At 53.3% G+C, this 22,484-nt stretch carries 25 protein-coding genes; 5 read left to right on the top strand and 20 right to left on the bottom strand.

Features of this window, described 5'->3' with window-relative positions:
* Window positions 1–60: 60 nt before the first annotated feature.
* The 4 genes from B5F35_RS11475 to B5F35_RS11460 all read right to left on the bottom strand — a co-directional run bounded on the left by B5F35_RS11475 (window position 61) and on the right by B5F35_RS11460 (window position 5,368).
* Window positions 61–813, bottom strand: a complete 753-nt coding sequence (locus B5F35_RS11475; protein ID WP_087241079.1) for a hypothetical protein — start codon at window positions 811–813, stop codon at window positions 61–63.
* Window positions 814–2,775, bottom strand: coding sequence for a cell division FtsA domain-containing protein (locus tag B5F35_RS11470; protein ID WP_242969500.1), 1,962 nt, complete (start codon window positions 2,773–2,775; stop codon window positions 814–816).
* 93 nt (window positions 2,776–2,868) lie between these two features.
* Complete coding sequence (locus tag B5F35_RS11465; RefSeq protein WP_087241077.1) at window positions 2,869–4,626, bottom strand: methyl-accepting chemotaxis protein; 1,758 nt, start codon at window positions 4,624–4,626, stop codon at window positions 2,869–2,871.
* A gap of 43 nt (window positions 4,627–4,669) precedes the next feature.
* Window positions 4,670–5,368, bottom strand: a complete 699-nt coding sequence (locus B5F35_RS11460; RefSeq protein WP_087241075.1) for a cell division ATP-binding protein FtsE — start codon at window positions 5,366–5,368, stop codon at window positions 4,670–4,672.
* 79 nt (window positions 5,369–5,447) lie between these two features.
* Between B5F35_RS11460 and B5F35_RS11455 the strand changes: the two genes are divergently transcribed.
* On the top strand, window positions 5,448–6,329 hold the full coding sequence (locus B5F35_RS11455) for a C39 family peptidase (RefSeq protein ID WP_242969499.1): 882 nt from the start codon (window positions 5,448–5,450) through the stop codon (window positions 6,327–6,329).
* 80 nt (window positions 6,330–6,409) lie between these two features.
* Here the strand turns inward: B5F35_RS11455 and B5F35_RS11450 are convergent, their stop codons facing one another.
* Genes B5F35_RS11450 through fliD form a run of 3 tightly spaced genes read right to left on the bottom strand, consistent with a single transcriptional unit; the run spans window position 6,410 to window position 9,837 of the window.
* Complete coding sequence (locus B5F35_RS11450) at window positions 6,410–6,817, bottom strand: hypothetical protein (protein ID WP_087241073.1); 408 nt, start codon at window positions 6,815–6,817, stop codon at window positions 6,410–6,412.
* Between the two features lie 12 nt (window positions 6,818–6,829).
* The gene (gene fliS / locus B5F35_RS11445; RefSeq protein WP_087241071.1) at window positions 6,830–7,213 is read right to left on the bottom strand and encodes a flagellar export chaperone FliS; all 384 of its coding nucleotides are present in this window, start codon (window positions 7,211–7,213) and stop codon (window positions 6,830–6,832) included.
* 35 nt (window positions 7,214–7,248) lie between these two features.
* Entirely contained in the window at window positions 7,249–9,837 is a 2,589-nt protein-coding gene (gene fliD, locus B5F35_RS11440; RefSeq protein WP_087241069.1) for a flagellar filament capping protein FliD, read from the bottom strand.
* Between the two features lie 263 nt (window positions 9,838–10,100).
* Between fliD and B5F35_RS11435 the strand changes: the two genes are divergently transcribed.
* The 4 genes from B5F35_RS11435 to B5F35_RS11420 all read left to right on the top strand — a co-directional run bounded on the left by B5F35_RS11435 (window position 10,101) and on the right by B5F35_RS11420 (window position 13,907).
* Window positions 10,101–10,889: a ParA family protein gene (locus tag B5F35_RS11435; RefSeq protein WP_087241067.1), complete on the top strand. Its 789-nt coding sequence runs from the start codon at window positions 10,101–10,103 to the stop codon at window positions 10,887–10,889.
* 2 nt (window positions 10,890–10,891) lie between these two features.
* A complete protein-coding gene (locus B5F35_RS11430; RefSeq protein WP_087241065.1) occupies window positions 10,892–11,698 on the top strand; it encodes a late competence development ComFB family protein in 807 nt (268 codons plus the stop codon).
* A gap of 191 nt (window positions 11,699–11,889) precedes the next feature.
* On the top strand, window positions 11,890–12,843 hold the full coding sequence (locus tag B5F35_RS11425) for a PDC sensor domain-containing protein (RefSeq protein WP_162611408.1): 954 nt from the start codon (window positions 11,890–11,892) through the stop codon (window positions 12,841–12,843).
* A 92-nt stretch (window positions 12,844–12,935) separates the two neighbouring features.
* Complete coding sequence (locus B5F35_RS11420) at window positions 12,936–13,907, top strand: methyl-accepting chemotaxis protein (RefSeq protein ID WP_242969498.1); 972 nt, start codon at window positions 12,936–12,938, stop codon at window positions 13,905–13,907.
* On the opposite strand, the gene B5F35_RS18460 is transcribed toward B5F35_RS11420, so the two are convergent.
* The 13 genes from B5F35_RS18460 to B5F35_RS11360 form a co-directional block, all read right to left on the bottom strand.
* A complete protein-coding gene (locus B5F35_RS18460; protein WP_140401207.1) occupies window positions 13,874–14,077 on the bottom strand; it encodes a hypothetical protein in 204 nt (67 codons plus the stop codon). The two genes, B5F35_RS11420 and B5F35_RS18460, sit on opposite strands and share 34 nt — an antisense overlap.
* A gap of 88 nt (window positions 14,078–14,165) precedes the next feature.
* Entirely contained in the window at window positions 14,166–14,354 is a 189-nt protein-coding gene (locus tag B5F35_RS11415) for a YjfB family protein (protein ID WP_087241061.1), read from the bottom strand.
* Window positions 14,355–14,359: 5 nt separating this feature from the next.
* Window positions 14,360–14,626: a carbon storage regulator gene (locus tag B5F35_RS11410; protein ID WP_087241059.1), complete on the bottom strand. Its 267-nt coding sequence runs from the start codon at window positions 14,624–14,626 to the stop codon at window positions 14,360–14,362.
* Window positions 14,620–15,072 carry a flagellar assembly protein FliW gene (fliW, locus tag B5F35_RS11405; RefSeq protein WP_087241057.1) on the bottom strand — a complete coding sequence of 151 codons (453 nt, stop codon included), beginning with the start codon at window positions 15,070–15,072 and terminating at the stop codon, window positions 14,620–14,622. Before fliW ends, B5F35_RS11410 begins: the two co-directional genes overlap by 7 nt.
* A 15-nt stretch (window positions 15,073–15,087) precedes the next feature.
* Window positions 15,088–15,693: a DUF6470 family protein gene (locus tag B5F35_RS11400; protein WP_087241055.1), complete on the bottom strand. Its 606-nt coding sequence runs from the start codon at window positions 15,691–15,693 to the stop codon at window positions 15,088–15,090.
* Between the two features lie 72 nt (window positions 15,694–15,765).
* Window positions 15,766–16,878, bottom strand: coding sequence for a flagellin family protein (locus B5F35_RS11395; protein WP_087241053.1), 1,113 nt, complete (start codon window positions 16,876–16,878; stop codon window positions 15,766–15,768).
* Window positions 16,879–16,895: 17 nt separating this feature from the next.
* Window positions 16,896–18,533 (bottom strand): flagellar hook-associated protein FlgK, encoded by a 1,638-nt coding sequence (gene flgK / locus B5F35_RS11390; RefSeq protein WP_087241051.1) that lies wholly within the window; start codon window positions 18,531–18,533, stop codon window positions 16,896–16,898.
* 12 nt (window positions 18,534–18,545) lie between these two features.
* Window positions 18,546–19,013, bottom strand: coding sequence for a flagellar export chaperone FlgN (gene flgN / locus B5F35_RS11385; protein ID WP_087241049.1), 468 nt, complete (start codon window positions 19,011–19,013; stop codon window positions 18,546–18,548).
* A gap of 4 nt (window positions 19,014–19,017) precedes the next feature.
* On the bottom strand, window positions 19,018–19,329 hold the full coding sequence (locus B5F35_RS11380) for a flagellar biosynthesis anti-sigma factor FlgM (protein WP_087241047.1): 312 nt from the start codon (window positions 19,327–19,329) through the stop codon (window positions 19,018–19,020).
* 342 nt (window positions 19,330–19,671) lie between these two features.
* Window positions 19,672–20,607 carry a chemotaxis protein gene (locus tag B5F35_RS11375; RefSeq protein ID WP_087241045.1) on the bottom strand — a complete coding sequence of 312 codons (936 nt, stop codon included), beginning with the start codon at window positions 20,605–20,607 and terminating at the stop codon, window positions 19,672–19,674.
* A gap of 32 nt (window positions 20,608–20,639) precedes the next feature.
* Complete coding sequence (locus tag B5F35_RS11370; RefSeq protein WP_087241043.1) at window positions 20,640–21,122, bottom strand: chemotaxis protein CheD; 483 nt, start codon at window positions 21,120–21,122, stop codon at window positions 20,640–20,642.
* Window positions 21,115–21,735 (bottom strand): chemotaxis protein CheC, encoded by a 621-nt coding sequence (locus tag B5F35_RS11365; RefSeq protein ID WP_087241041.1) that lies wholly within the window; start codon window positions 21,733–21,735, stop codon window positions 21,115–21,117. Before B5F35_RS11365 ends, B5F35_RS11370 begins: the two co-directional genes overlap by 8 nt.
* A gap of 15 nt (window positions 21,736–21,750) precedes the next feature.
* The gene (locus B5F35_RS11360) at window positions 21,751–22,467 is read right to left on the bottom strand and encodes a flagellar hook-basal body protein (RefSeq protein WP_087241039.1); all 717 of its coding nucleotides are present in this window, start codon (window positions 22,465–22,467) and stop codon (window positions 21,751–21,753) included.
* Window positions 22,468–22,484 lie beyond the last annotated feature (17 nt).

Here is a 22,484-nt window from a genome sequence, read left to right as displayed (position 1 = left end):
ATCACGACGCCGCCTTCCTCCTGTTATATACCTTTTTCTATCATACCACTCTTTTTTCTTTTATGCCAGAGCTAATTCCGAAACTTGCTGGGTGGAGCGATCCAGGCTGTAAACATGCTTACCGTCCGAAGAGATGAGAAAAGTTCCCGCAAAACGGCTGGAAACCTTTTCATAGATATTCACCCGAAAGCCCGGAGTTTCATCCACCAGAATATACCCCTCCTCGGGCACAATGGTGTAATCCGACATCTTGTCACCCGCAAGCCCCAGCTGCTGGGGGGTATACGACTCAAAGCGGTCGATCACCTCGTTGAGCGTCATTTCCTGGATCTCCGGCTCCGGCTCAGACTGGATCTGAATTCCTTCATCGTAAGCAGGGGAAATCGTGCAGGAATCCTCGTCCCAGGTAATTTTCAGCAGCATAACGCCGCCTTCGGGAGCCTCACGCCCCACCAGAACATTTCCGCTGCCCGCAGAAAGATCCATCTCTTCCTGCACCATACCGTTTTCATCCACCACAGAGCAGGACTCGTCCTTCTCCAAAGCGGAAACATACTGCGAGACGGTCTCACTGCCGCTTTCCAGATCGGAATACGTGTATGACGTTTCCTCCGTATCGGGATCGGTGGATTCGCTGAAGCTCATTTCCTCTTCGGAAAGGGGTACGGCTTCCTGCAAAGCAGGGAAGGACTCTCCACCCTCCTCTTCTCCAACCGTATAGGACGCGGGAGGCTCCGGGGCCTGCCCCTGTGAGCAGCCTCCTGCAAAAAGTACCATCGTAAGCAACAGACAAAGCCATGTCACATGGCGCATTTACAATTCTCCTTCCTTTGGACCAGCTTGTGTGATCTCCACTTCATCCCCAGGGGAGATCACCTGCTGGAACAGGCTCTCCACTCCGTTCACCAGAAGGCTGACCGGACCGGAAAGATGATCAAAATCAAGGCCTGAATGCTCAAGCAGATCCATCAGATAATACGGTGTACCGTCCTGCTTGGGAGGCAGAATCAGCTCATTGCCGTTCAGGCGCAGACAAAGCGATTGAGGGATGATGGCCTCTGCGGGTTCCTCCGGCGCAGGCTTCACCGGAGCAGCAGGCACAGCAGGCTCCGTCTGGGCAGGGCTTTCTTCCTCCTCCGGCGCCGGCTGGTGGGAAACCGTGCGAGACACGGGCGGGACCGTGGTGATCCTGTCCCCGGATCGAAGCGCGCGGTCAGGCGGAAGCGGTTCCCCGTGTGAATACACAGTCTCCACCGAAAGCAGGCTTGCCAGCTCTCCGGCCGTCATCGCGCGATCCTCGCCGTCCACAGCCGGGACAAACTCGATATTGTCCCCGGCATATATAATCCGGGAGGGCTGCACCTCCACACCGTTGACCGCAAGATGCGCTGCCGTGGGCGGGGATCCGTGATAGGAGATCCGTTTCCCGTCCACATACAGGGAAAGGCTTTTTCCCGTGCGCCCAATCAGATTCGCGTAGCTGTAGCCGTTCATCATGAGAAGCTCCAGAAGCGTCAGCTGGCCGCTGCGGAACAGCCTGGCCGGAGCGTCATTGAGAAAAACGCGGCTGCTGTCGCTGATCAGCCCCAGACAGGAAGAAACCGCAATCCCCAAAGGAGTTGCATATTCCGGATCGTCGAGCGGGATTCCGTCCGCAAAGCAGGTCGTTTTGAAATGGCCGCCCGCCAGTGCCACACGCTTGGTATCCATTTCCAGGGCTTCCGCCACACGGGCGCACAGCCCTGACAGCTTGCTTCCTCCTCCCGCAAGGAAGAGGGCAGACGGAGGGCCGCCATTGAGCTCCAGCACGCGGCGGGCAATCTCTCCCACCAGCGAGCCGATCGCGGGATCCGCTTTTTCCAGGATCTCCTCGGCCGGAACCGCCTGGTCAAAGCCCACCACATCCTGAAATTCCACAATAGTATCGGCGGACAGCTCCGTTTTGATACGCTCCGCCGTGTCATAGTCAATGAGATACGCGCGCATCAGTGCCTCTGAGATTTCGTCTCCCGCCACGGTTGCCATCGTATATCCCACGACGCTTCCATCGCGGCAGGCGGCGATATCGGAGGTGCCCGCTCCAATATCCACCAAAACCAGATTCAGCAGGCGCAGCTGCGGGGGGATGGCGGCATTCAGCGCCGCAATCGGCTCCAAGGTAAGGCTTGCCGTCTCCAGCCCGGCGCGGCGCACAACCGCGTTCAGGCTGTCCACCACCTCGCTGGGCAGGAAGGTGGCCACCACCTCCGCCTCCAGCAAAGTACCGGTATGCCCCTGCAGCTTGGCGAGCGGATACTGATCCAGCCGGAGCTGTGTAGCGGTATATCCCACCAGCAGCATCCTTTGGGCAGTCTCTTCCCCATCCTCCAGAATACCCGCCGCGTTTGCGACAGCCTCGGCCGTCAGCTTCTGCACATGCTCATCCCCGATAACCTCCGGGGCGGAAAGCTCGATCCGGCTGGATCCATGCTCTGTGCGCAGGGAACGTCCGGCCGCCGCCACACACACCTGTGTCAGCCTGCGTCCCACATCCGCTTCCAGACGTCTGGTGATCTGCGTTACCGTCGCGGCTACCTGATCAATGTCCTCGATCTGACCGTCCAGCATGGAACGCCGCTCATGCGGCTGTTTTTCGACCGCCAGAATATGCACGCGGCCGTTTTCCTGCCTGCCGAGCATGCCTATCACGCTGCGCGTTCCAATGTCGAGCGCATAAATCAGCTCCTTTTCCTGCATAGGATACTCTTCTTCCTTTTGCTGCATCGCAACGGACATGGGCCTCTCCTTTCCTCAGACGCCCCGCCTGGACGGAAATGTCCGCCGGACGGGGCGCCCAAAATGCTTCAGCACCAACGCGGTGCATGACTCTTAATATTTGTCGCCGTAGCTTCTGGGAGCGCTGTAGGATGTAACCGGCGCTTCCGACGCAGCAGGCATCGGCATATCTTCGATACTCTCCTCCTGGCCGCGCAGCTTGAATCTCTGCAGCTCCTGCTTCATCATCACAGCCTGAGAGGACAGCTCCTCGCTGGCTGCCGCGGACTCTTCGCTGGTAGCGGAGTTGGTCTGCACCACAGCGGAAATCTGATCCACGCCGGTTGTGAGCTGCTCGATCGCGGAAGCCTGGTTGATCGAGTTCTCAGCCACCTGCTGCATGGAGGAAATTGCATAGGAAGCCAGTTCGACCGTCTTTTCCATGCTGGCATTGACATTCCCCACCAGCTCACGGCCGCGGCGTACCGACGTCATGGAGTCCTCAATGCGCTGCTTGGTCTGCTTCGCTGCCTGATCCGACTTGGAAGCAAGGTTGCGCACCTCATCGGCCACCACGGCAAAGCCCTTGCCGGCCATACCCGCGCGCGCTGCCTCAACGGCGGCGTTCAGGGCAAGGATATTCGTCTGGAACGCAATGTTCTCAATGGTCTCGATGATCTTCTCGGTATCCAGCTGGCCGTTATAGATATCTTCCATCGCCTGATGCATTTCATGCATATGTTCGTTGGAAATCTGAACCTGTCCGGCTGCCATGTCGGACTTCGCCTTTGCGTCTCTCGCGGCATCCGCGTTCGCCTTGGCGGAAACTTCGATCTCGTTGATTGTGGCGGACAGCTCCTCCACAGCGCTGGCCTGCTGTGTCGCGCCCTGCGCCAGAGACTGCGAGCCGACGGACACCTGATCGGAGCCTGCGGCCACCTGATCGGCAGCACGTTTGATCTCGGTCATGGTGCTGTTCAGGTTGTCAAACAGATAGTCCAGGTTCTTTTTGATGGGGGCAAACTGACCGGGATACTCTCTGTTGATCTCGACCGTCAGATCTCCTGCGGCAAGGCTCTGCGTGACGCCGATAATATCGTTGATAACACCCCCAACGATTGTCTGCGACGTGCGCACCGCATCACACATGACACCGATCTCATTCTTCGATTCAAAGGTCACCTCGTGTGACAGGTTGCCCTTGCTGAACGCCACAACGGCTTCCTCTGCTTCGTGCAGGGGCTTGACAACCGCATTGATCAGACGGAGGCTAAAGAAAATGTTGACCGCAATCGTCACCGCCACCAAAACGAACATGATGATCAGGATTCTTGCGACTTCGCTCTGAATAGACGCCACCGTGCTGTCATTGTACCTCTCCATCAGATTGGCCAGCGTATCGCCGTCGGAAATCGCCTGATTGAGCAAGGGGGTGCACTGCTCCTGAAGAAGATTCCGTGCTTCCGCTGTATCTCCGTTTTTCAGGTTCGTGTTAATGGTATCGGAAGCAGTCAGCCAAGCCTGCACGGAATTCACATAGGCCGACACCTCGGGGTTTTCGGACTTCAAACCCAAAGTATTCAGCGTTTGCAGAGACTGGTTAATTTCATCAATCGATGTGTTAATCTCCGCGTTGGTATCCGTATTGTAGCCAAACAGCGCCATATCGCGCAGCAGGCGTGCGATGGAGTTGATTTCCGCCTGGCTTTTCTGAACCGCGTGCACGGCAGCAATCTGGGTGGAAAGCAATCCCTGATAGGTCGCCTGCACATTATAAATTTCCGTGATTGAAATAATCACCATTAAAACGGATAATACTAATGTTATCGCGCTCGATAATAAAATACGGACTCCCACTTTCATGTTTCTCATTGGTAACACTCTCCTTTTTTCGGGTTAAACTTCGGATAACCAGTTACGAAATATCTCCGTAACGGCCCTGGAGTACATCCCCCCAAATCCGCCCATCCACCAGTGTAATCACTCGCTTGCGAAGAATATTTACAAATTTCTTCGCGTGTGTCGCCATTACAATGGTACTCCCCAGACGGTTGATTTCATTGAGTAATTGCATAATATCCCAAATGGAATCCTCATCCAGATCAGCCGTCAGCTCATCCAGAATCAGGACTGGAGGCCTGTTAATGATGGCGGCAACCAGCTCCGCCTTACGGCAGTCCGCAAGGGAAAGCTGTGCCGGATAACGATCCATGGCATCCGCAAGACCAACGGTTTTCAGACCTTGCAGGACACGCTCCTTGGTCGGAGGCCCTGTCAGGTGAGGGACAGTGGCTTCCAGCACATTCTGGCCGATCGTTTTTTTGCGTTCAAAGGCAGATACCTGCGAAACATAACCAAAATATCTTCTAAGAACGCCGGGGCGCCAGCGTGCAATTCGCGGAATATTCAGACGATCGAGAAAAATTGTGCCGGAGGAAGGATACAGCTGTCCGCACATCAGCTTGAGCATTGTGCTTTTTCCTGCACCGCTGCTGCCTGTCACAAAAAGAAAATCGCCCTGCTCAATCGTCAGGGTAATATCCTTGACAGCCGCAATTTTTCTTCGGTCCTTCTTGTAATATCTTGTGACTCCATTTAATCGAATTTGTGGCATACTGCGCTCCTTTGTCCTATACAAGGCGAAAAGAATTTGCTATACTTTAAGTCAGATTATCGAACAGGAGTTGTTGAAATTGAGTGGCAAAAAACCACATCGCGGACGCAAGCTGACGCTGATTCTTCTGCTTGCCGTCGTCTGTGTCGGCGCGGTGGAATTAGCCGTATGCAAATACGCCGATCCCCAACTGTATTCCACCATCACAGAGCCCATCAAAGACTTTTCAAAAAAGGCGGCGAACAGCCTGCGGGAATTTGGCAGCAGCCTGGTGGCCGCTGTCCAGACGGGGAATGACGCTTCCCAAGCCGTTCCTGAAGAGCCGGTGGAACAGAAAGCCGGTGCACCGGAGCTCGACGATGCGCCTCCCGCGGAGGATCCCGTTATCACGGAATTTGTCGAAAGCGAAGGTCTTGAACTCCTGACCGGCGGCGTCGTGGACATGGTATATTATAATCAAAGTGAGGAACCGTGGGCCAGTATGCCGTATGGCAGTGATCCCATCGGCGGCTATGGCTGCGGCCCCACCGCTATGGCCATGGTGGTTTCCTCCCTGACGGACCAGACTGTGGATCCCGGGCAAATGGCCGCCTGGGCCGCTCAGCAGGGATACTGGGCGCCCCACAGCGGATCCTATTATACCTTGATTGAAGGGACTGCCAATGCCTACGGACTGGACGCCGAGAGCTGGGAAATCGGCACCGCAGAAGATCTTTGCAGCGAGCTGGCACAAGGAAAAATCTTTGTTGCCCTCATGACCAAAGGGCATTTCACGAATTCCGGCCATTTCATCGTACTGCGCGGCGGAACGCTCGAGGGGAAAATCCTGGTAGCCGACCCTAACAGCCGGGAACGCAGTCTTGCCGCATGGGAACCGCAGCTGATTCTCGATGAGCTCTCTCCCGCCCGCTATGCCGGGGCGCCGATTTGGGAGATTTCGACACACCGGGAAACTCCCTGATCCAGTGATTCCCAACAATCTCCCTTAGTCGCAACGATTCCCCCTGCCTGATTTTCCCGCCAGGCAGGGGGATTCCGTTTTCAGGTATGAGGCCTCTTTCCGGCATAAAACGACTTCTTGCCGCCCAGCCTCTGGTTGGCAAGCCGATCTGCCAGAACAGCCTTTTGCCACAGCTCCCGGTTGCGTCTGACCTGATCGGCCAGACGCTGTACACCGTCATCCTCCGGCGTTTCCCCCGAGAGAACCCCTCTCAGCGCATTTCCTTCCTTCTCAGGAAGCTCTGCACACTGTTTTTTCAGAATTGCCTTACACTCCGCAAGCTGATTCAGCATATCCTGGCGCATGCCCAGATACAACTGAAAGGAAACCTGATCCTGACGGCTCAGCGCCTCGGATAACTCACCTGTCGTTTCCAGCAGCTCGGTGAGCGCGGTATACATTTTCCGCTCTGTAACGAGCGCGGACATCACCGTCTGTTCACTCAGCATACCGTCCTCACCTCATCTGTTTGCCGCCGCACCCGCAGTTTTATCTGCCTGGCGGAAGCTTTCCCGCAGCTCTGACACCATCGTTTTCACTCGCTCGAGCTCTTGATGGTTTCGCCCCACCTTGACACGGCTTAATTCATAACAGAAAAACTCATATAAGCGGGCCAGAGAGGTACTGATTTCATACTGGTGATCCAGAGTATCATTCAGATAGTGGATAATATCCAGGCTTCTATCGACCGCGCTTTCAAAGGATTCGTAATCTTCCTTCTGCAAAAAAAGCTCCGCTTGTGTCAGTTTCTTGACAAGGCCGTCATACAACTTGATCAGCAGCTCTCCCTGTGTCAGGGAGTTGAGCGCGTCTTCGCGGTAATACTGGTAGCCCCGTGTATCCATCCATCTACCCTGTCCTTTCTCTGCACTCCCGGATTTTAATAGCCGCCCATCAGGCCCGAAAGCGTGGAGCTCTGGGAATTCATCTGCTGGATCAGCATTTCAAGCTGGGTGAACTTGTTGGTATAATAGTCAACCTTATCGGACATCTTGTTCTGCCATGTCTCGATCTGGTCGTCAATCTCGTTCATCTGATCCAGAAGAGTATTGTCCAAAGCAGCGGTAGGCGAATACTTGGAGCCCGCCTTCTCAATCAGGATACCCTTGGTCGCGCCGGTTGTGGCCGCATAGCGATTTGTTACCTTCTGAATAGAAGTCATCAGGCCGTCGCTGGACGCGCCGTTATCTTTGCTCTTGGTAAAGATATCCTTCACCTGATCGGGATTCGTCTCCAACGCCTCGCGCAGGGCACTCTCGTCGAGTTCAATCGTCGTCAGACCCTCGGAATAGCTGGTCTTAATGCCAATCGAGCGCAGAAGGGAGCCATCACTGCCGCCGGGGGTAACCGCGCTGCGCAGCGCATTATACAGGGAGGACAGATCGTTGTCGCCGAAGAGCAGGCCTGTCTTGGCCTTTTCCTCATACGCCTCGATCTCGCTTTCGCTCATATCTGCCTTCTGATCTTCCGTCAGCGGCTCATATCTGGAACCGTTTGTCTGCTGAAGAGGCATATCAGAATAAGCGCCCTTGACCTCGGTGACAATCTTGTTATAATCCTCGACCATCTGCTTAATTGCATCGACGATCGTGTCGGTATCACTCTTGCTGGTGAACGTAACGGACTCGCCCTTCTCAAACATCTTGCTCTCATTGGTGGATGTCATACCAGTGAGGTCACTGCTCTTGATCGGGTCAGCGTCAGTACCCCGATCTGTATTGTTAAACGTCCCCTTGAGCGTAACGGACATGCCGTCCATATCAAAGGTATTGGAGCTGCGGGAGAGATACATGGTGCTGCCGTTCACAGTCGCCTTGAAGATGGCGTCCTGACCGGCGGTATAGGTCGTTTCGTCCTTTATATCAACCTTGCCGAACAGAGCCTGCGCCAAGCCATCGCCCATCTCAATCTGTCCGCCCTCACCGCTTTCCTTCGCGGTAAACACAAACTGGTTGGTCAGGTTGGAATAGCTCACATTCACACCCGCTTCGGTGTCGCTGTTGATCGCGTTCATCACTGTTTCCAAAGCGGTATCCTGCGTAAACTTGCCAACTTCCTTGCCATTCACGGTCAGGGAGAACTCATACAGGCGCTCGCCGTCCTTGCTCAGGCGGTAGCCTTCCGCATCCAGCTTGTTGCCCTGGGAATCGATATAGGTACCGTCGTCCTGCTTGATCCACTGATCCTTCGGCACTTTTTCCATCAGAACACCCTGCAATGGTGTGCCGCCGCCAAACGTCAATGTACCAGTATCAGCATTGAAAGAGCCCAGCTGACCCAGCGTCTGGCTGGTGTTGACATAGGTGGTCATGCTGTCCTCAAAGCCGAGAGCCTTGCCCACACTGGAGGAAACCGCCAGCGTAGAACCCTGCGATACAGCGAAGGAAAGCTTGCCGCCATCAACGCCAACTGTCACTTTCTCCCCACCAAACGCCTTATCCAGAGCGCTTTGCAGGTTGTCTTTGAAAGTATCGTTGGAATTGATATAACCGTTTCCATCCTTGACAATATCCGCCAGGGAAATGGTCTTTTTCACGCCGTTGAGCGTAACGGTGATGCTCTTGTCGGAGAGATATTCCGCCGTTGACACCTGGGTGGTATAAGTGCCCTCTTTAAAGGTAAAGGAGCTGCCGAGCTTATCTCCGGTCAGACCCAGGGAATCCTTCAGTTTACCCGTCGCCCCGCTGATCTCAACGGTGTTGCCCGCGGATGTCTTGTCGGAGAAGGTGATTTCTCCATTGGAGCCGACCTCTACCTTGATCAGCTCGCTGGCAGCCTTCTGGTCACCGCTGCTGAGCGTGATCTTTTGATCTTCCAGCTTTTTCTCAATAGCGGATTTTAAATCATCGGCGGTAATCGTCCCGCTGCCGTCGCCCTTTTTGTCAAAAAATTCCAATTCATCAAAATTGATTGTAATTTCCTTGTTGCCGTATTTCAGCGACAGGGAACCCTCGAGCTCACTGACATTCATTTTGCCGTTCACATCGAAAGTGCCGTCGCCTGTCACTGTCAGCTTGCCGTCCGTACCGACTGTCGCTTGTCCCAGGCCGGAAGCGCTATGTGTATACCGGGAAGATGTGGCCAGCTGTGCCACCGCATCGATGGTGACGTTGCTGCTGGTCTTGCCGGTAGCGGAGACCATATCGGCGAACTTGCCGCCGGTCGTGGTCAGCACAGCATTGTTGAAGAAGCTGGAGCTGAGCAGGTTTGTGGAGGAAGTATAGGACATATACTTTCTTGAGAATTCCACCAGCTTATCCGAAATGCTCTGGTACGCCTCCTGCTGCCACAGCAGAGACTGCCGGTTCTGCTGGAGACCCGTAATCTTCTGCTTATAGCTCTCCAGCATTCCCTCAATCATCGATTCCGTGTCCAGGCCGCTGGCCAGACCGGAAATGATGTTGCTGTTACGGGAACCGTAGATACTGCCCGAAGAGCTGCTTCCCATTAAACTAGAAATGGACGCCATAATTCCCACCTCATTTTCTTTCTATAATCGATTGCATCCAGGATTTTCACTTTGTTGACAAAAAGGCTGCTTTTGGTTACAATGAATTTGGAATTTCAGATAAACGCAAGGATCCCCGTAAGATTGGTACACTCTCTTACATCTAATATATCGTCCACCCGCGCCGGAAATTAAGAGATTTCTCCAATTTTTTTGTAATTTTATCTCTTGGTTGCCATAGGACGCCGAAACCGGCTGCGGATTTACGGCAGGAGGAAAAGCGCATGTCAACTGTCATCACTATTACAAATCAGAAGGGCGGCGTCGGCAAGACCACAACGGCGGCAGCTCTTCTTTCCGCTTTGAACGCCCGGGGAGCACATGTGCTCGGTGTGGATCTTGATCCGCAGGGCAGTCTCGGGTTTAATCTGGGACTGGATATCGAAAACTGCAAAACCATTTACGATGTATTCCGCGGACAAGCGGAGCCTCGGGAAGCCATTGCCCACACGGACACCTGCGATCTTCTCCCCTCCAATATTCTGCTTTCCGCCGCTGAGCTTGAATTTAACAAGGCCGGACGGGAGTTCATGCTCAAAACAGCGCTCTCGAAGGTACGGGACGCCTACGACTATGTGATTATCGACACGCCCCCTGCTCTCAATGTTCTCACGGTCAATGCCTACGTGGCGACGGACAGCCTTGTGATTCCGATGGCGCCGGAAGTTCTCAGCCTGCTCGGCGTATCCCAGATCAAGGAAACCATCGAAAGTGTCCGCAGCTACTACAATTCCACCCTTCGCGTCCTTGGAATCCTGCTCAACCGCTTCAATCCCCGCCTGCGGCTGAACCGTGAGGTGATGGAGCTGGCGGAGCAGATCGCCTCCCAGCTGGGCACACGGGTCTTTCAGGCAAAGATCCGCACCAGTGTTTCGGCGGCGGAAGCTCCCGCACACGGTGTGAGTGTCATTGACTACGCTCCCCGTTCCAACCCTGCTATCGATTTTGAAAATTTGTGCGATGAAATTGCAGGACGCGATTTTCCCCGTCGTGAAATCCGGGAGGAGAAATAACAATGGCTGGAAAGAAAACAAGCAAAAGCAGCAAGACCGATCATGTTCTGAATCTGATTTCGGGGATGTCCCCCAATCAGGAGGATTCCTCGCCCTCTGAGGAGAAAGACGCCGGCCGAACTTCTCCTGCGCAGGAAGTGCCGGCAAAAGAAGCCGCTCCGCAGGAGTCTCCCGCAAAGGAACCCGCCGCGGAACCCCAATCCCCTGAGACACCCTCTCAGGCGGCTCCCACCCCCTATCGCGCCGCGCCGATTCTTGAGGTTGCCCGCACAAACCACGAGGCACTTTCGGAAACCGTACACCAGGCGCTGGAAGATGCTCTGCAGGAAGAGCTGAGAGAGGAGGAGCTGCGGGAGGAAGAACTGAAAGAGGAAAAAGAGAGGGAGGAAAAACTGCGGGAAAAGGAAAAGCAGCACTCAGCGGAGCAGGCCATACAAGCAGAGAAAGAGACCTCCCCCGCCTCGCCGGATACGCACGATCCGCAGCCAAATGCCGCGGCGGAGCAGGAGATTCCCGATTGGGACGCGGCCAAACAGCCGGAAACAGAAATTGTGAACGTGATGCAGATCCTTGTCTCCGAAAACATCGATCGCTATGTTGACATGTTCGATGTTTGCCGGTGCAGCCGGTGTATGGCGGATGTGCAGGCTCTGGCTCTGACCAATCTTCCGGCAAAATATGTGGTAATGGATCACGGAAAGCTCTCCTCGATGCTGGGATATTACCGTCATTCCTTTTCCAGCGCTGTGATGATTGAACTGACAAAAGCCTGCAATATCGTAAAACAGAACCCACATCACAAACTCTAAAAAGAGTGGTTCATCAAAAATATCTTCTTTTTTCCCCTTTTGATTCTGTTGTATGTATTGTATTCCAAATATTGAAATATCCTCTTGTTTTTTAGCAGATTAGGCTTAACTTCTTGAAAAATGGGTCGATTTAATTTGTTAAGAGAAGAGAGCTTTTTACAGAGCTTTCACACATATAGGAGGAAATGAATATGAAGAGCATCAAGTACAAACTACTGGTGAGCTTTCTGGCCCTGGTTGGCGTCTCTGTGCTGCTATGCGGCGGTGTAGGTATCATTTCGAACTACACCAGCGCACAGAACATGATGCAGCAGGCTCTGGAGCTCGCGGCTCCTCTTGCGGCGGATCGAGCTGCACAGGAGCTCAACACTTACCGCACTGCGGCTGAAGACCTGGGTATGGTTTCCAAACTCAGCGACGATATGGTGTCCATCGCAGACAAGGAAGCCCTCATCAATGATTGGGCGGAGCGTTACGGCATGGTGCGCGGCAACCTGCTTGACACAAGCGGAAAAAGCCTTCTGGACGGAAACGACTACTCCGACCGTGAATATTTCCAGCATGCCATTCAGGGTGAAAGCTGGATTTCCACCCCCACCATCAGTAGGGTGACAGGCGAGCTCTCTATCATGGTTGCGGCGCCTGTCTGGGAAGACGGTATAGACGGCGGCACGATTGCAGGCGTTGTGTACTTTGTTCCCGACGAGACCTTCCTCAACAAGATCGTGGAATCGATCCATGTCAGTGACAACGGCTCCGCATACATGCTTTCCAAGGATGGCTACACCATCGCGGATCCCGACGCCTCGCTTGTTGCAGTGGAGAATATTGAGCAGCAGGCTTCGACAGACTCCGCTTATCAGTCCCTGGCCAACATTCACTCCCAAATGAGAGCCGGCGAGACGGGCTACGGCCGTTACACACTTAACGGCGAAGAAAAAGCCATTGCCTACGCGCCTATCAGCGGTACGGACGGCTGGAGCATTGCAGTGTATGCTCCCGTGACTGACTTCCTTGGCTCCACCATTACCAGCATTGTGATCATGGTTATCCTCCTTGTGATTATTATCCTTGTGAGCACAACCATCTCCACTCCATTGCTAACGGCCTCGGCAAGCCGATCAAGGCGTGCGTCGATCGTCTGACTCTGCTGCAGCAGGGCGATCTGACCTCCCCCAGCCCGGTCTTTAACCGTCACGATGAAATCGGCGTTCTCTCATATGCCACGCAGGATGTGGTGGAAACTCTCAACAATGTGCTGGGCGATATGGGGTATCTGCTTGGCGAAATGGCAGACGGCAACTTCAATATTCGTTCCCGCGATTATAACTTCTATCGCGGTGATCTGAAAGCCATGATAAATTCCATCCGCAGAATCAACCGCAAGCTGAGCCACACGCTCTCTCAGATCAGTCTGGCAGCCGAGCAGGTATCCTCCGGCGCCGATCAGGTGTCCTCCGGTGCGCAGGCTCTGGCGCAAGGTGCAACAGAGCAGGCCAGTTCTGTGCAGGAGCTGTCTGCTACAATTGCGGAAATTGATGGCGGCGCGAAAGAAAACGCGGAATCTGCAAAGGAAATGAAAGAGCTTTCCGATCAGACCGGCAACCAGGTTTCCTTCAGCCGTGAGCGCATGTCTGATTTGAAATCTGCCATGAATGACATTCTGAACGGGCATCAGGAGATCAGCCAGATTATCGGTACTATTGAGAATATCGCTTTCCAGACAAACATTCTTGCACTGAATGCCGCCGTCGAGGCTGCCCGTGCGGGTACCGCCGGCAAGGGCTTTGCTGTGGTGGCGGATGAAGTCCGCAATCTGGCTTCCAAGTCTGATCAGGCCTCGAAGCAGACCAAGGAAATCATTGAGCGCTCGGCGCAGCACGTTACAGCCGGAAATCACCTCATGGAAGAGGTGGATAACGCTCTGAATCAGACGGCTGAGCTCACCAACAGCGTGATAGAGCACATCAATATTATGGCCGGAAATATTATGGCAGAGGCCGATTCCGTCACACAGGTGACAACAGGAACGGATCAGATTTCCAGTGTTGTGCAGACCAACTCCGCTACCGCGGAAGAAAGCGCCGCTGCAAGCGAAGAGCTGTCCAGTCAGGCACAGCTTCTCAAAGAACTTGTTGGCCGCTTCAATCTGCGCAGTGAAGAAGATTGCAAGGATTATGACTTTGCCACAGATACATTCATCGAATAATCTCCTATCCATCTAAAACATTTCCCCGCAAGGATTCCTTCTCTCAAAAGGAATTCCTTGCGGGGATTTTCTTTGCGGAGATTTTCTCTTTTAAAAAAACCCGGCCTTTTCATCCCCTGTTCAGGGTTGGAAAAGGCCGGGCATTTTTTCACTTTGCTTTCGGTAAGCATCCATTCCCCTCCGGTGCTTTTGAGCAAGTAACCATGAAGATCCTGTTTGCATCTCCCTGAAAACTCTCAGAAGGGAAAAACACAAGCCTTAGGCGTACACGTCAATGTGCGTTCCCTCTGCAAGCGGCGGCGTTTGCGGAAGCATTTGCAGCATTTGCTGCGCTGCAAGCTCCTGCGTATTCATTGCCTTTTTCATCAGGGAAAGCGAATAATTTTGCTGAAACTGAGCTGCGGAAAGCGATGTGGCTGTCGCAGCAATCGAATCCATCATACCCATTGCAATCAATCTCCTTTTTCGGGCTTCTTTCCGGCTGTGGGATGAAGAAATGCATTTTCCAATGCGGTAATCATCTGCGTGGAAGCATTGGCACTGGCAGCCTCCTGGTTCGTGGAAACCGCCTGCTGAAGCTCTTTACGCAGAATCAGCAAATCCTTTGGTGCGTCAATCCCCAGCGTTACAGTGCCTCCCGGCTCCACCGAGAGAATGGTTACGCTGATATGATCGCCAATCACCAGGGACTCCCCAGCCCGTCTGCCTAAAATCAGCATACACCGGCCCCCTCGCTTTGGAATTCCGAAAGCTGGTGCTTCATATGGTATTCGTCCGTGTCCAGAATCAGCTGGGCCGCACAGTTTGCGTCTGGATTCACGACGACAGGACATTTGAAGTTGACCGTGCTGTTCCCAATGGGATCGCGCACCACACACAGGACATAATAGCACAAATCCTCACTGCGTGCCGCACCCATCAGGTGCAATTCCTCTTCAGAGAGAAGCGGGGCATAAGCGGGATCAAGGGAAAACGGATTCATGGCAATAAAAGCCAATTGTTCCGTCTGTATGCTTTGGAAGCAGAGCAGGCTTCCCTCACTCCCCGCGAAGGGCAGAAGCAGAAAATTGTGCTCCTCCTCAAACCCAAATAAACCATTCGGGAAATGCAGCACATCTCCTGCTTCGTACTCAATCACACCGAAATACTTCGTGTTAAGCTTCAATCAGAGTTCCTCCTGTCAAGCCTTCACATCGAGCGGTTCGTAATTCGGATCGGACGATGGAGGCACATACAGCGGACCACCTACATACTTGATAATCACATCAGGCTGCTGTGTCACGGAAAACTCAATATCTCCCGGCACAAAAGTAAAGGACATATCCTTCATGCGCCAGTCAAAATTCAGCTTATCCATTTCATAGCGAATGCTCATTTCACCGCCCTGCCACGAAATTTCGGGCTGTGCGGACGGAATGAACTTGACATTCACCTGAGACATCTGTCCCATAGTTTGCTGCCGGGCAAGCTGTGGAATAACATTTTCCCCTATCTTGGCCTCCATCATCATGCGGCCCTCCCGCGCCATCACCGCCGTGGCCTCATAAACGGCCTGTTCTCCGCGCTGTGCCTGCTGCTGAACGCTCTGTGCCGTGGTGGGCACAATGGAGCTGCGCGCCTCAAAGGTGTCGATGTTCACGCGGATCGGGCTGCTGCGGATATTGAGTCCGCCTTTATCACGACGAATTTCCACCTGTGCCGTGCCTCGGCTGTATTCGAGATGTGCGGGTGTCACTTTCATCTGAATCTCAATCGGCACGGTTGTAATTTCAATCAACGGATACATAGAGCTTCTTCATACTCCTTCCCCTAAAAATAGTTGCCGGAAAACCAAGTGCTCCGGTAAAAATTCCCCCTGTTATTTCAGATAATCCATCAGCGACTGGGGGATCACGCTGGTACCAACCTGAAGCGCAGCGCTGTAGCACACCTGCGCCCAGGAAAGTTCCGTAATTGTATCGATCATGTCGATATCCTCAATGGTGCTGCGCTCCGTATTCAGAGACGCAAACGTGGTTTCAAGCTGTGTAGCGTTCGTATTGAGGAACGTCGACTCGGCGCTGAGCGCGGACCATTTCTGAATGACATTGTCGCGGGAATCATTCATCTTATTCAGAAGCTCCTGCGCCTGCGCATAATCGCCTTCCTCTCCCCACTCGCAGCTCTCGGTATCATATCTTTCAAAAATCTCCGCCATGCGCAGCATGAGAGAAGCCATGTTTTTGGGATCTCCCTCATCATCCACACCATAGCCGATAAAATCAATGCCGGAAAGCGCGGAATCAAAAGCGGTAGAGTCTACCACATCGCCGTTACCATCCAGCTTAAAGCCCAAGCCAATATCGACAAACTGGGTTTCCTCGTTCCACTTATCCAACATCTCTTTGTTAGTATAGTTTCCGGTACCGTCCGGATTTGGAACAGGATTACCGTTTTCATCCAAATATTCATCATCCAACGTATTCGGATCATCGATGCGGACTCCACGGAACGTAATGTAACTCTTTCCGTCATCCCCCTCCTCAATGGCAAAAGGTGGGTTCTCTGTGTCAGCGCCGCCAAAGAGGAATTTGCTGTCATACTGAGAGTTCATGCTCTGCACAATAGCTTCCGCACCACTGCGCAGCACCTTTCCCAATTCGTTCACGTTTGTCTCGTTTGGACCGTTGAGGCCTTCCAGAGCCGGAATCTTGGCCATACTGTCGGCAATGTCGCTGCCCACGATATCCAACACCTGATAGGCCGTGTCAAATTTATTTTTCACTGTCTCATTGTTGGCTGCCTGCACACGCGTTGCATTCAGCGAGCTGTGAATCTTAAAAGCACGGGTAGCCGCCGCCGGGCTGGATGCATAGGAGTTGAAATTCCGCTGCGTCATCAGCTTGGTCATGGCGGAATTCAGGCTTCCGGTTGTCTGCATCAGATTTGATTTATACATCCGCAGGGTTCCGTTTGTTGTTATTCTCATCATGATTGAATCCCCTCCTCTTATGCCGTTGCAGCCAGCAACGAGTCAATCGCTTGTTCCAGTGCCGTCAGAACACGGCACGCCGCTGTGTAAGCCTTCTGGTACACCATCAGGTTGGTAGCTTCATCGTTCAAATCCACACCCGTCACACTGTCACGATCGGTATAAACATTGTCCAGTGTAATCGCGTAATTGTTCAAAGTAGTCGTCGCAGCCATCTGATCCTGCGCCAGTGTGGATTCAATTCGAAGGAGCATACCCTCAAAGCTGCCCTCGTAGACAGCGCCCTCCGCATCCCCGACAATATCTTTGGGATCAAATTCAATATCTTTTCTGTTAAACAAATTCAAAAACTGTGCCAGATTGGAGCGATCGTCTGTGGGAGCATTCGGATCCGTGGTAGACAGCATCTTGACGGTTCCTTCCGCCCACTCCTGAGAAATACAAATATTTCCGGCGGTAATATCTGTTGTGTTATCATTCGTTTCAAACAGGGCGCCTTCTCCATCCAACGGGGGATTAGCGGTCCCATCATTGGGCATATTCAGCTTGTTCATCTCTTCCGCGAACGTTCTGGCGAGACTGTTAAGCTGATTGATATAATACGGAATACCGCGTTTGGAAGCAGCATTGCCATCAACATTATCAATATCATTCTGCGATGCATACTCACCTTCCTCGGTGAGCAGCTCACGCAGGGACTGCAGCGAACCATAGAGGTCATTATCACCCAAAGTGGTAGCCGTTTGAGGATTTGTCGGATGCGGTTCGTTATCCTTATTGGTCAATCCGCTGACAGTGATATTATAATTTGGCACAAAGTCCCCATTTTGATCTTTAACAGAAATCTGTGCCGCATACTGTCCCTGAACCAGATAAACCGGATCATCAGCAGGGCGATCCGCCAGCTTAACGCTCATTTCCTCGACCATGTATCCGCCGCCGGCATCCACCATTTTGTAGGTCACATCAATCTTCATGTAGCCGCTGAGTTCATCCAGCAGAAGGTTGCGCTGGTCACGCAGCTCCAAAGCGGCATCGCCGCGGACATCGGAATTGCGGATTTGGAGGTTCAGGTCGCGCAGCTCCGTCAGGATCTGGTTCACTCTGGTGGTATCCTCATCCAACTGCGTCTCATAGTCCTCCATCAGCCCCTCCAGCGCCTTTGCATACTGGTGGAACTGGGTGCAGAGCGCATTGGCGGACGCACGAATGGAGCCTTCATAATTCTCAATGCCGTTTGTCAGGGCCTGGTTGATCAGGTCGCGCAGATCATTGAGCTGATTGAGGATAACGCCGTCATCCTGCTCGCCGTCACCCTTGCCGACTTCATCGAGAATACCAGCGAGATCCTCCAGGCCGGCCAGCATCTGATCGGCGGAACCGACATCGGAATTTGCCTTACGATAGGAAATATCCATGCCCGGATCGCGAAGCTGGCTGATGCCGGTGATTACAGGACCCTGGCCGACACGCGCCTTATACTGCGAACCGTATTTATCCGACGCAGAAACAACCAGACTGATCTGGTCCAGACGCTGGCGGGTATAGCCATTGGTGTTGATATTGGTAATGTTGTTGCCTGTTACGTCCAAGCCCTTCTGAGAGGCATAGATGCCAAGGCGGACGGTAGTAATTGTGCCAAATGTACTGCTCATGGTTGGGCCTCCTTATGCTCTGAAATCCGTTCGCAACCCTTTCCCGCGGGCGGGGGGCGCCGTTTTGTAATTATCATCCAGTTCCTGCTCCACACCGCGGGATTCAAGTTGCTTGCGGATAGAGCGCAGATCGCGTTCCATAATGGTGCGGGAGGGAGCTTGCACGCTCTTATAAACCTTGTCCGCTGCCAGAAGCTGATTGACCAGCTCCTGCATCCTGGCCCGGTATTCCTCGGGACAGCGGCGCGGCATTTCACTCAGCGGCACTTTTTCGCAGCCAATGGCTGCCAGAAGCTTTCCCCTCTTTTGCTCCAATCCTCTGAGCGTCAGGGAAACGGCCTGCTCCTGCTTGATGCACTCGTTGAGGACATCCAGCTCGTGATTTTGAATGGCCTCCAGCTTTTGCTTCCCGATTTCGATGAGATGGTTCATCTCATGCAGGAGCTCCTCCAAAAAGGCAAGGTACTCTTCGTAAGCCATCCTGTTACAGCTCCTCCTCTCGAATCAACAGCATCCGGGCCGCAATTTCACGGGCATCCGGCTGGTACGTCCCTTCGCGAATCTGAGTTTGCAGCTCCTCGAGCTCCCCGCGCGAGGGGCGCGTGCGCACTTCCCGGGAAATCTGCCCCACCAGCTCCTGAATCGCTTTCTCTTCACCCTCAGGACGCTGTGAAAGTTCAAATAAATCGTAATGAAGGCGTTCCTTTCGAAGCCGCTGCGCTCCGGAGGATACGCTCTTTTGCGGAGCAGCGCCGCTCAGCGGCATGGCCCTGTCAAAATTAATTCCTGTAAACATCTGTCATATCCTCCCTTCCTATTCTCCAGTCAGCCTCAGTCATGCGGCGCGGAGAAATCAGGCTTGGAAATCGTTAAAAAAACTTTACCATTTTCACAGAAAACCATGGCATTCACCAGGTTGTGTGTAAAAGGGAATCTACATTAGTCATCGTCCGATTTTCCCAAAAATTAAGCGCCAGACTCAAATTTTCAAAGAATTCTTTCGTCTTTGGAAGGATTTCACCGGAACTCTGTAAAAAACAAAGAGCCTTTTGTCTCAATTCCCACAAGTTTCCAACAAAAAAGGACGGCGCCGGCAAAAAGCCGGGCGACGCCCTCTTCCTTATTCCTGCAAAATCTGTCAGAACTCTTCCTCGCTGGCACGGCGATCCTCCAAAAGCTGATCGATCACGTTTACCAGATGGCCAATCTCCGGTTTGCTGAGCTGCTCGTCGGCGCCGATCAGCTTGCCTTTACGGCGCATCTCTTCGGTGATCAGCGAGGAGAAAATAATAACCGGAATGGAACGTAATTCTTTATCATCCTTGATCAGCTTGGTGAGGCGGTGTCCGTCCATTTGAGGCATTTCCAGATCGGTGATGACGACAGAAACCTGCGATTCCAGATCGGTACGGCCGCGCAGAGGCTGGAGTGCATCCCACAGCTCCGCACCGTTCGGAAAAGTTTTCAGATTGACATACCCCGCTTTGGTCAGTGCCTGGCGGATCATCTGTGTGAGAAGGATGGAATCCTCTGCAACCCAGATCGGCGTCTCAGACTTGCCGCGTTTTCCCATGGCCTCAATCTCGCTGATCTGGATCGTGGTCTCCGGAGCGATATCCGCGACAATCTTTTCAAAATCCAGAATACTGATCAGCTTATCACCGATCTGCGCAATACCGGTCGCCACACCGTCCGATCCGTTCGAGATGGTGTTATCCGGCTTTTGAATATCCCGCCAGGAAATGCAGTTGATTCCCACAACCGTGTGAACACGGAAGGCAATAAACATTTTGTTGAAGTTGGTGACAATGAAGAGATCCTTCTCGTGCTTTTCCTCTTCCCTATCGTTCAGGTACCGGGGCAGGTCCACGACGGTGATCACCTGATCTCTCGGCTTGAAAATACCCTCGACGGCGGGGTGGGCATGCGGCATGTAACGCACCGGCGCGGAAACCAGAATCTCGCGCACCTTGGCTACATTAATTCCGTAATAATTGCCGTCGATGGTGAATTCCATGATTTCCACTTCATTGGTTCCTGTTTCCAGGAGAATCCCGCTTCTGCTGTTTTCCATAACGTAACCGCCCCTCTTCTCTCAATTTACCGTCAGATAATCACTTCAGGTTTTCCATAGCTGCGGATAATCCCGCGGCCCGTATCAGCTTCAAATAAAAGCGTCCTGGCCACCGTGCCGCCCACATCCTCTTTCATCAGGCGGATCCCCTCTCTCTTGAGAGCCAAGCGAACGCTGTCTATGTTACGCTGGCCGATCGTTCCGAGGCTGCCGCCGCCGGAAACGTCAAACATGCGCGCTCCCCCGGCAATCTTCGCCACAATGCGCGTGCGGCTGGCGCCTTTTTTCTCCATCTCCTTAAGCGTCTCGCGGATTCCCGTGTCGGCGTATTTCATTGGTGTTTTGCGTCCTGCCTCCATGTTCAGCGGAAGCATGATGTGGATCAATGCCGCCAGCTTGATCATCGGATCGTAAAGGCAAATCCCGACACACGACCCAAGCGCGTAGGTGATCAGGGTCCCTGAGCCCTTCACCATCTTCATATCCGCGATTCCTACTGTCAATTTGTCAGGCATCCATAACCCCCAGCTTTTTCAGAAGGAAATTCAGGGAAAGCACATCAGGGGAGAGCAGGAGACGACAGGGAACCACATTCTGATCGATAATAAAGTCGGCGCCAATCGTCATCAGGTAATCCGTCTGACCGCCAAACTCTACCATCGGCACAGAGAGGATCGCCCCCTGCATGTCAACCGCGAAGCAGGGAACTGTAACGCGGATGGTAATTCCCGCCAGCTCCGAGAGGGCGTTGACAAAGGTGGAAATCATAATATTTCCAACTTCCACAAGGACAGATTTTTCCATATCGGTGAGATCCGCATAATCCTCAATTTTATAATCAACCAGATGCTCCAGCACCAAATTGACAAATTTCAGCTGCTGCACCGAGAGCATAATCCCATTGATCTCGCCGCTCAGACGCACCAGCACACCTGCCGTAATGGCTTCCGGACCGCCGATCCAGTCAATCGCCTCGTTGTAGCCCATGATACGCACCTCAGGCATGGTGATGCGTACCTCGCCGCCCAGCATACCGGAGAGAGCAGTAGCCGCATTTCCCGTGCCAATACTGCCAATCTCACGAAGCGTATCCAGCTCCAGACCATTCAGCTCATGAAAATTTTTCATCGCGTTCCCCCCTTATCAGTTCGTCAGGCCGTTGATCGTCGTTTCCACCTCATCGGCTGTCGTAACCATTCTCAGGGCGTAGCTGTAGGAACGCTGAGCCTCAATCACCTTGCCGATCTCATATGCCAGATCGGTGTTTGAAGTCTCCAGATAGCCCTGCTGCAGATTGGGATCCGCCACAGAGGTGATGGTCCCGTTCTTCGGGAGCGCTGCGAAGCGGCCCGCATCCAGATGCTGCAGGCCGTCCTGATATTGGAATGTATACACGCCGATCGGCTGTACCTCCTCCTGATCCGTTACCACGATGGGGTTGCCGTTGCCGTCGAGCACCTGGCGGCCCTCACCGTCCGACAGATAGAAGGTTTCCTGTCCGTTCACAAGAAAGCGGGAGAGGGTAAAAGAGCCGTCCCGCGTATAAGAAATCTCTCCGTTCGCGGGATCGCGAAGCGCAAAGAACCCATCTCCGACAATGGTGTAATCCAGGCTGCGGCCCGTCTGCTCAATGGAAGAGTCGGAGAAATCCGTGGCGGTGGACACCATGAGGGCGCCGCTGCCGCGCGGAAGCTGAGCGCCGTCCACACCGTTTTCATAACGGTACAGAGCCGCTTCAAACGAGGGCTTTTCCGCCTTAAAGCCGTAGGTGTTGACGTTGGAAATATTATTTCCCTGCACGCCCATGCGGGTCATCTGCTGCTGGGCGCCAAGAGCTGCACTGTAAAATGCCTGTATCATGCTGCTGTTACCCCCTT

Source organism: Anaeromassilibacillus sp. An200, from assembly GCF_002160025.1.
Classification (GTDB): domain Bacteria; phylum Bacillota; class Clostridia; order Oscillospirales; family Acutalibacteraceae; genus Caccousia; species Caccousia stercoris.
This window is presented reverse-complemented; position numbering and strand designations above follow the sequence as displayed.

Excerpts from the sequence above, each read along its gene's own strand:
- B5F35_RS11475 (WP_087241079.1), bottom strand. The coding sequence starts at position 813 with ATGCGCCATGTGACATGGCTTTGTCTGTTGCTTACGATGGTACTTTTT.
- B5F35_RS11470 (WP_242969500.1), bottom strand. The coding sequence starts at position 2,775 with ATGTCCGTTGCGATGCAGCAAAAGGAAGAAGAGTATCCTATGCAGGAA.
- B5F35_RS11465 (WP_087241077.1), bottom strand. The coding sequence starts at position 4,626 with ATGAGAAACATGAAAGTGGGAGTCCGTATTTTATTATCGAGCGCGATA.
- B5F35_RS11460 (WP_087241075.1), bottom strand. The coding sequence starts at position 5,368 with ATGCCACAAATTCGATTAAATGGAGTCACAAGATATTACAAGAAGGAC.
- B5F35_RS11450 (WP_087241073.1), bottom strand. The coding sequence starts at position 6,817 with ATGCTGAGTGAACAGACGGTGATGTCCGCGCTCGTTACAGAGCGGAAA.
- fliS (WP_087241071.1), bottom strand. The coding sequence starts at position 7,213 with ATGGATACACGGGGCTACCAGTATTACCGCGAAGACGCGCTCAACTCC.
- fliD (WP_087241069.1), bottom strand. The coding sequence starts at position 9,837 with ATGGCGTCCATTTCTAGTTTAATGGGAAGCAGCTCTTCGGGCAGTATC.
- B5F35_RS11435 (WP_087241067.1), top strand. The coding sequence starts at position 10,101 with ATGTCAACTGTCATCACTATTACAAATCAGAAGGGCGGCGTCGGCAAG.
- B5F35_RS11430 (WP_087241065.1), top strand. The coding sequence starts at position 10,892 with ATGGCTGGAAAGAAAACAAGCAAAAGCAGCAAGACCGATCATGTTCTG.
- B5F35_RS11425 (WP_162611408.1), top strand. The coding sequence starts at position 11,890 with ATGAAGAGCATCAAGTACAAACTACTGGTGAGCTTTCTGGCCCTGGTT.
- B5F35_RS18460 (WP_140401207.1), bottom strand. The coding sequence starts at position 14,077 with ATGCTTACCGAAAGCAAAGTGAAAAAATGCCCGGCCTTTTCCAACCCT.
- B5F35_RS11415 (WP_087241061.1), bottom strand. The coding sequence starts at position 14,354 with ATGGGTATGATGGATTCGATTGCTGCGACAGCCACATCGCTTTCCGCA.
- B5F35_RS11410 (WP_087241059.1), bottom strand. The coding sequence starts at position 14,626 with ATGCTGATTTTAGGCAGACGGGCTGGGGAGTCCCTGGTGATTGGCGAT.
- B5F35_RS11400 (WP_087241055.1), bottom strand. The coding sequence starts at position 15,693 with ATGTATCCGTTGATTGAAATTACAACCGTGCCGATTGAGATTCAGATG.
- B5F35_RS11395 (WP_087241053.1), bottom strand. The coding sequence starts at position 16,878 with ATGATGAGAATAACAACAAACGGAACCCTGCGGATGTATAAATCAAAT.
- flgK (WP_087241051.1), bottom strand. The coding sequence starts at position 18,533 with ATGAGCAGTACATTTGGCACAATTACTACCGTCCGCCTTGGCATCTAT.
- flgN (WP_087241049.1), bottom strand. The coding sequence starts at position 19,013 with ATGGCTTACGAAGAGTACCTTGCCTTTTTGGAGGAGCTCCTGCATGAG.
- B5F35_RS11380 (WP_087241047.1), bottom strand. The coding sequence starts at position 19,329 with ATGTTTACAGGAATTAATTTTGACAGGGCCATGCCGCTGAGCGGCGCT.
- B5F35_RS11375 (WP_087241045.1), bottom strand. The coding sequence starts at position 20,607 with ATGGAAAACAGCAGAAGCGGGATTCTCCTGGAAACAGGAACCAATGAA.
- B5F35_RS11370 (WP_087241043.1), bottom strand. The coding sequence starts at position 21,122 with ATGCCTGACAAATTGACAGTAGGAATCGCGGATATGAAGATGGTGAAG.
- B5F35_RS11365 (WP_087241041.1), bottom strand. The coding sequence starts at position 21,735 with ATGAAAAATTTTCATGAGCTGAATGGTCTGGAGCTGGATACGCTTCGT.
- B5F35_RS11360 (WP_087241039.1), bottom strand. The coding sequence starts at position 22,467 with ATGATACAGGCATTTTACAGTGCAGCTCTTGGCGCCCAGCAGCAGATG.